The following is a 7,399-nucleotide window of genomic DNA, read 5'->3' as shown; positions in this document are numbered from 1 at the left end:
GACGGCAGCAGCTTCCATGACCAGGTTGACTACTGTGATGGCGAGAACGATATCGTCTGCGACCGTTCACCACGTAATGAAGGTAACGGCTACTACAACTGATGGTCGGCTTGAATAGCTGACTGAAACATCCGGCTTTCCTGACAGGGAAGCAAGCTTGCATCGAGGCGGAGGTCTCCACCTCAGGCACTCTCATCGAACTGGTGAGAGTGCTTTTTTTATGCGCTTATGCAGGGAAGAAGTCAGCAAGGTTCACAACTGTCTCTGTGCGTGCGGAATAGTCCAGAGCGTTCAGAACCCGTTGTGTATTGATTCCCAGATCGGGCCATTGCTGTTCCAGGTGACCTGAGCGAATGATCTTACAGAAATGATTGATCATGCAGGTTTCCTGTAAGGGGTTCTCTGTTTCATAATTCTTGGAATTCCCCTGGGAATCTATAATACGAAAGTTTGGTTTTGTCTTTTCCCAGGGCCGTGTAAAATCGTCGCAGACTAAGGAGCCTTTCGTTCCGGCCAGTTCAAACCATTTTCGCATGCTGACATCAAAACCACAGTCAAAGGATGCGATGCGATTTTTACTGAACCACATGATTCCCGAGAAGTTGTAGTCCACATCGTTATAAGGCCGTGCTGTTCCAAAAACTTTTTGTGGCAGTTCATTAAATGCCCACAGGCTGGCTCCGATGCAATACCAGCCCAGGTCACCCAGGGAACCACCTCCCAGATTTCGCTGTAATCTCAGATCATTTTCCGGGACCGTCTCCCAGCAGAAGCTGAATGCGGATGTCAGGCGGCGGTGCTCTCCGAGCGCATCACTGCGGATCAGTTCCAATATTTTTTTGGCTCGCGGATGATGATACCACATGACCCCATCCATCAGTTGTACTTGATTTTCCAGACAAACACGACGCATTTCGCGTGCCTGATTCACATTCAGTGCCAATGGTTTTTCACAAAGTACGTGCTTGCCGGCTTTTGCAGCACGGACAGTCCACTCGCCATGAAGTGAAGGGGGGAGGGGGATGTAGACAGCGTCGATTTCGGGGTCATGCAGAAGAGCGTCGTAACTGCCAACACTACGTTTCACTCGATGTTTCTTTGCCCAGGCAGCTGCTTTCACTGGATCACGACTTGCGACACAGGTGAGTTCTGCATGATCTGCCTGATGAATGGCGACGCTGATTTTCTCTGCAATTCGAGCCGTACCCAGGATTCCCCAGCGTACAGTTCGGTTTGAGTCTCTCATGAGATGTGTTCCATAGCGGTATGAAATAAGATTTATGAAAAAAAATTTGAAATCTTCAGACCAAATCGTTATTGTTGAGAGAACGAGCAGCCTGTCTTTATTTAATTATCAATTCTTAATTTCACGTAATATCTGCTCAATATCACAGACTTACAAAGTTCTGTAAAGTGATCGTCGTTCAGTTTACCTGTCAGATTTTAAGTCGCGCTCAAATCACTATTCATATTCACCGCGTTTGACGAGGCATACACGTTTCTACTGTGCAGGCCTTGTACATATGCGTTCTAAAAATGCGTTCGCATTGAACACTATTGCAAGGTCTTCATTCGAGTGACGTGGTAGACAGGAGTTGAAAATGGTCAAACGAATACAACTGCCGACTGTTCTGGGGATCGTGCTGCTGTTGTGTAGTACATCCATAGCACCCGTAAATGGCACACCTAAAAAAGGCCCCATGACAACCTTGAGTGTCAAGCCGGATGCTCCCCAGGTGGAGCTGTTTGAGGGGATCGAAAAACAGCAACTGGGAGCCCGTGTCTATCCGATGAGTGCTTACAGTTCTTCCGTTTACATTTCGAATCTGACGACAGCGCCACTCACGGTCAAAGTTCCTGCTGCCGTTTCTTCGGTTCATATACTGGCCCAGGCGGGACCAAACCCGGGACTGTTGCAGGGATTGCAGGGAGGTCAGCAGACTCAACTGGGAGACAGTCAGGCTGTAGGAGGTAACCTGAATCCTGTAGGAAATAATCAGAATAATGACTTCAATGGGTTCTTTACCATTCCCCCCGAGAAAACGGTGAAATTAAAACTGAGTTCGGTTTGTCTGGAACATGGTAAACCCTGTCCCTCCAGTTTGAAAACTTATGAATTAAGACCCATTGAATCCCAGGTGCAGGATAAGGCGCTTCTTTTAGTTCTACAGAAGTACAATCCGAAACGTGATGATCTGGAAATGGTGCAGGCCATCGCCTGGCATCTGAGTAGTCACCTGGGGTGGCAGGAGCTTGCCAGCAAAAAGAAACATCAGATTGTGGGTGGTGGAGTTCCGTTTTTTACTGCTGCCCAGTTGATGGCAGCGAAAAAAGTGGTTGAAGTTGCCAGAATTGAATCACATAAACTGGCCGCCCAGGAAGCAAAATCATTTCCTGATTCCAAACAGGATTCAGAAACGCGTCCCGTATTGAGTCGAGTTCGCCAGGGGGCGCGACGATAAAAAAAGTGGGGACTATGAAAGTCCCCTGTCCAAGTCTCAATTCTGGTCTGAGTGAGCATTAGCGCGAAAGAGGTTTAAACTGCAGTCGGTGTGGAGAGTCTGCATCTTTCCCCAGTTCTTCATGCCGCTTGGCTTCGTACATCTTGTAGTTGCCTTCGAACCAGCGGACCTGGCTATCGCCTTCGAACGCGATAATATGAGTCGCCAGTCGATCCAGAAACCAGCGGTCGTGGCTGACTACCAGCGCACAGCCAGTGTAATGTTCGAGGCCTTCTTCCAGGGATCGCAGTGTATCGACATCAAGGTCGTTGGTTGGTTCGTCCAGTAGCAGCAGGTTTCCACCGGATCGCAGAAGTTTGGCCATGTGGACCCGGTTGCGTTCTCCACCAGACAACTCGCCAACCAGTTTCTGTTGATCGGGGCCTTTGAAGTTAAAGCGACCTACGTAGGTACGGGCATGAATACTCGTTTTTCCTACAACCAGATGTTCGTGTCCCTGGGAAATTTCCTCGTATACGGTTTTTTTAGGGTTCAACGAATCACGGCTCTGATCGACATACGATAGTTCTACAGTTTCGCCTAACTCCAGTTTCCCGCTGTCAGGCTGTTCCTGTCCCATGATCATTTTGAAGAGTGTTGTTTTACCGGCTCCATTCGGACCAATCACTCCGACAATCCCCCCACGGGGTAATTCAAAATTGAAGTTCTCGAATAACAGTTTGTCACCAAAGCCTTTTGTCAGATTTTCAGCGACGAGTACCCGGCTGCCCAGAGGCCGGGAAATCGGGATTTGGATATCTGAAGCATCGTCACGATTCGCATAATCTTCCGCGGCGAGTTCTTCATAGCGTTGCACTCGGGCTTTGTTTTTGGTGGCCTGGGCTTTGGGGGACATGCGGACCCATTCGAGTTCCTTCTTAAGGAATTTCTGTCGCTTTGATTCCTGTTTTTCTTCGACAGCCAGTCGCGCCTGCTTTTGCTCGAGCCAGGATGAATAGTTGCCTTCGAAGGGAATGCCCCGTCCGCGTTCAAGTTCCAGAATCCAGCCGGCAACGTTATCCAGGAAGTAGCGATCGTGAGTGATCGCGACAACGGTACCCTGGAACGTATGCAGATAGCGTTCCAGCCAGGCGACCGATTCAGCGTCCAGGTGGTTGGTCGGTTCATCAAGCAGCAACAGATCAGGGTTCTGCAGCAGGATTTTACACATGGCAACGCGGCGTTGCTCACCACCAGACAAAGTGCCAATCACAGCATCTCCGGGGGGCACACGCATCGCGTCCATGGCGATTTCAAGCGTTCGGTCCAGTTCCCAGAGATTGGCGGCATCAATCTGATCCTGCAGTTTGGCCTGCTCTTCGATCAGCTTTTCCATCTCTTCAGGAGTAGGGTCTTCGCCGAACTTCATATTGACTTCATTGTATCGATCCAGAATTCCCTGTGACTCTGCAACCGCTTCAGCAATACATTCCTCAACGGTCTGATCAGGATTTAAATCGGGTTCCTGTTTGAAATAACCGATTTTGATTCCCTTGGCAGGACGGGCATCACCTGAGAAGCTGGTGTCCTCGCCGGCCATGATTTTCAGCAGTGTACTTTTACCCGCACCATTAGTACCCAGGACACCGATTTTTGCTCCCGGGAAAAAGGACAGCCAAATGTCTTTCAGAACCTCTTTCTGTTCAAAGACTTTGGTGACGCCTTCCAGTTGCATAATGTATTGCTGTGCCATGACTTATTCTCTTGTCCTGCAGGACGGATACTCTTGATTGAAAATTTAGTTTTGAACGCTTGTGTTCGACTTGCCGCATACCATAGCTGTACGGTCGCTGCAAGTCACTCGAAACGGGGGGCTACTCTCGGAAATAGTTAAAAAACCCGGTAAATGGCGCTGATTTTAGTCATCTTGAAGAGGAATTCAAGGGCCCGCGGGGGGCTGCATTTGTGAGGGTGCCGATTCAGGCTTTCGCTTTAAAATGATGAAATATCCATCGGTCTGATCAGGGACCAGCTCCCAGCGTTCGGGATGATCGTGGTATTCAGGGATCTGGTCCGGCGTTTTAATTTTGCTGTAAGGGTGTTGTGTATCGATTACGATAAAATCTGTATCAGGGGGCGCGCCGGGCTGATAATCATTCACTTTGCGACCAAAGTCACTGTAATCATAGGAACGATCAAAGTGGGTATACCGAGGGTGAACAAAATCCGTTGATGCCACCCGGCTTTCCGGTGGGATCAGGTTTTCTATTTTGGCAAACTGGCGGGCGCGTTCACCGGGAACATAAAGGCGTCGCCAGTAATATTCTGAGCCGGGATCCCAGAAGACCAGCCCCAGCGGGCTGAGACTGAAAAAGATTGCCGTTGCCAGAGACGAAGTCCAGAGGAAATGTGTTGAAAAGCTTGAATGGTGAACCGAGTCCGTTTGAAATGCTTTACTGTAACGTTTCAATACCACAGGGACATTAGTCACACCAAAAGCAGCCGCCCATGCCAGGATGGGAACGATTGGGGCATGAAAATGATGACGTGGATCAGTGGCGACTTCATTCAGACAAAGCAGAGCGAACAGTGGTGCCACAACCAGCAGTCGACTGGGGGAAAACAGAGGAAGGAAACCGAGCGGAACCAGAAATGCCAGCAAATTCATTAAGGTTGCAGGACGCACGAGTCGGCCGAACAGCAGGCTGGGATTAAAGAGTATGTTTTCGACAATTTCTTTTGGTGTTTCACCGAACTGGCTGAAATAGCCAACATAATGGACTTTCGCTCCGTCGCGGAACAAGGGGATCAGCACGACCACTACCAGTGCCAGGTAAACAACTGCGAACAGCGAGAGGCTAATCCCTGGTGCAATCGACTTTAACTTTTCCAGGACTGACGGTGGGGCTGAATTAGTAGACTGTTTGAGTTCCTGAACAGCGCGCCAGGCAATCCAGAGTCCCAGCGGACCCAGGATGATGGCATAGTCTTCTTTTGCGGCGAGGGTCAGCAGCATGAGAATAATGGCAGTTTTCCAGTGTTTGAGCTCGATTGCTTCCAGGGCAAATAATAACAGGGGAACTCCAAACGAAATGGGGCGGAACGTTTTCAGGTCAATGGAAATGTCGAGAAAATGGAGAGGGAAGTAACACAGGTAAGCAGCGACCATCGCTTTCCCTGCAGTGCTGGAACCACTGTGTCTGACCGCCATGCGATACAGGGGGATTGCTCCCACAGCCAGCGCCACGGTTTCACAAAGTTCCATAGTCAGGTGGGAAGGCCAGATCAGATAGAGCGGGAGCAGAAACAGATGAATGAACTGGATGTGTTCCCCCCAGAACAGTCCCTGATCCAGATAACTGCGAAAACCTTTTCCATGAGCAAAATTCCAGAGGTGCTCTTCATACATGGCCGAGTCGCCGTGGGGAATCAGCAGTCCGTCGTATAATCGCCAGTTCATCCAGGTGAAAATGAATGTAAAGATTCCCATCATCAACCATGTGGTGAGGGGAATCGATACCTTTGTCGAAACTTCTTGCTTAACCGCAGGTGAGTTGTACTGGAGAGGGATCAGCATACTCGCCAATGTTGCCAGCCAGCCTGCGATGCTGACAGCAAACCAGAATTGGGAAGTCGCCAGTAGAATCGATTCAACGTTGTTCCATTTCAGGATATAAGATGTGATCCGCAGCATTTCCCACCCAGCAGGCAGCAGCCACCAGCGAAATCCACGGACGCCCCAGTCTGTTAAAGCCGTTCTAAAAGACTGGCTACGGATTTTAGAGATCAGGAACGTACCCGCAAACCAGAAACCGCAGGCAGCGATGAGTAGATACAGCAGTAAGGGAAAAAATGGGATGATGGCTGTCTGGCTGGTGGGATCGATTTTGTCGGACCAGGTTTGAACCAGTGATTGCCAGAGTGAGTCACTCACATAAAAACCGGACAGTTCCCGGTTCCCTAAAATGGTCTGCAGGACCAGAGTGACAGAACCACTGCCCAGTAGAATACAGAGCAGGGCAAAGGTAAACTGTCGGCTGTCGAAAGTTGACTTGGTGTCAGGACGCTGGTTCATTAATTTCGATCTGGATTCAGGTATATATCAGCAGATTGTGACAGGACAGATAATTCAAATTTCAATTTTTTAGAGAAGCAGGCTGAAAAGAATCTGATTCGGGTGAAAAAAAACAGGCTCTTGCTACAATATGCTGCACACCCCTCTCAATCAACATTCTAAATGGTTTTCATTCAGCAGGGAAGCATTACAGGTTAGACCATGAAACATTCTGATGAGCCGATTCGTGTTTACTGTGCAGGTCCTCTGTTTAATCGCAGTGAACGTGAAGAAATGACAGCAATCGCCGACCTGTTAATGGAGTCCGGTTACACCGTTTACCTGCCCCACCGTGATGGCATGGAGTTTCGACTGATACTGGATGTTCTGGTTGAACGCAACTGGGATACGCCGACTGCTGCCCAGTTCCTGCATGAAGCGATTTTTGCACTGGATGTTTACCAACTGGTCATAGAATGTGAAGTGATGGTCTGGAATCTGAATGGTCGTACGCCGGATGAAGGAGCCGTTTCAGAGGCAGCGATGGCCTGGATGCTGGGCAAACCGTTGATTGCATATCAGGATGACGTACGCTCGCTGATTCAAGGTCGGGTTAATCCGCTACTGGTGGGAATGGTGGATTTTGAATCAGTCGATGAAATTGATCTCATCCCGGATACACTTTCTGCAACCATTAAGGTTCAGGGGATTCATTCATCGGTCTCGACAGAACAGTTACCTCTCAAGGTTCAACGGGCAGTTAAAGCAGGTCAGATTTTGTGGGAAGCGCTCTGTTCCGAAGGGGCACAGGAAAATAATGAAATGATTGCCTCTGTCGTCGAAGAACTCTTTGCTCCCAATGATCCCTCTACAATACTCGCTTGATCTGTAAGATTAAGCGACC

The 7,399-nt window shown here is 49.2% G+C and carries 5 protein-coding genes; 2 read left to right on the top strand and 3 right to left on the bottom strand.

Annotated elements, in window-relative coordinates:
- Positions 1–226: 226 nt before the first annotated feature.
- Entirely contained in the window at positions 227–1,246 is a 1,020-nt protein-coding gene (locus tag ACN0YH_RS03725; RefSeq protein WP_417378202.1) for a Gfo/Idh/MocA family protein, read from the bottom strand.
- A 355-nt stretch (positions 1,247–1,601) separates the two neighbouring features.
- On the opposite strand from ACN0YH_RS03725, the gene ACN0YH_RS03720 reads away from it, so the two are divergent.
- Positions 1,602–2,462, top strand: coding sequence for a hypothetical protein (locus ACN0YH_RS03720; RefSeq protein WP_417378201.1), 861 nt, complete (start codon positions 1,602–1,604; stop codon positions 2,460–2,462).
- Positions 2,463–2,520: 58 nt separating this feature from the next.
- Here the strand turns inward: ACN0YH_RS03720 and ettA are convergent, their stop codons facing one another.
- Both ettA and ACN0YH_RS03710 read right to left on the bottom strand, forming a co-directional pair.
- Positions 2,521–4,194, bottom strand: coding sequence for an energy-dependent translational throttle protein EttA (ettA, locus tag ACN0YH_RS03715; RefSeq protein ID WP_417378200.1), 1,674 nt, complete (start codon positions 4,192–4,194; stop codon positions 2,521–2,523).
- Positions 4,195–4,380: 186 nt separating this feature from the next.
- The gene (locus tag ACN0YH_RS03710) at positions 4,381–6,516 is read right to left on the bottom strand and encodes a DUF2079 domain-containing protein (RefSeq protein WP_417378199.1); all 2,136 of its coding nucleotides are present in this window, start codon (positions 6,514–6,516) and stop codon (positions 4,381–4,383) included.
- A gap of 201 nt (positions 6,517–6,717) precedes the next feature.
- On the opposite strand from ACN0YH_RS03710, the gene ACN0YH_RS03705 reads away from it, so the two are divergent.
- A complete protein-coding gene (locus tag ACN0YH_RS03705) occupies positions 6,718–7,380 on the top strand; it encodes a nucleoside 2-deoxyribosyltransferase (protein WP_417378198.1) in 663 nt (220 codons plus the stop codon).
- The last annotated feature ends 19 nt before the right edge of the window (positions 7,381–7,399 follow it).

This window comes from Gimesia sp., from assembly GCF_048262075.1.
In the GTDB taxonomy this organism is placed as follows: Bacteria; Planctomycetota; Planctomycetia; order Planctomycetales; family Planctomycetaceae; genus Gimesia.
Note: the sequence above shows the minus strand (reverse complement) of the source record. Positions and strands in the feature narration are given on the sequence as shown.

Coding starts and splice junctions, on each gene's coding strand:
- ACN0YH_RS03720 (WP_417378201.1), top strand. CDS start 1,602: ATGGTCAAACGAATACAACTGCCGACTGTTCTGGGGATCGTGCTGCTG.
- ettA (WP_417378200.1), bottom strand. CDS start 4,194: ATGGCACAGCAATACATTATGCAACTGGAAGGCGTCACCAAAGTCTTT.
- ACN0YH_RS03705 (WP_417378198.1), top strand. CDS start 6,718: ATGAAACATTCTGATGAGCCGATTCGTGTTTACTGTGCAGGTCCTCTG.
- ACN0YH_RS03710 (WP_417378199.1), bottom strand. CDS start 6,516: ATGAACCAGCGTCCTGACACCAAGTCAACTTTCGACAGCCGACAGTTT.
- ACN0YH_RS03725 (WP_417378202.1), bottom strand. CDS start 1,246: ATGAGAGACTCAAACCGAACTGTACGCTGGGGAATCCTGGGTACGGCT.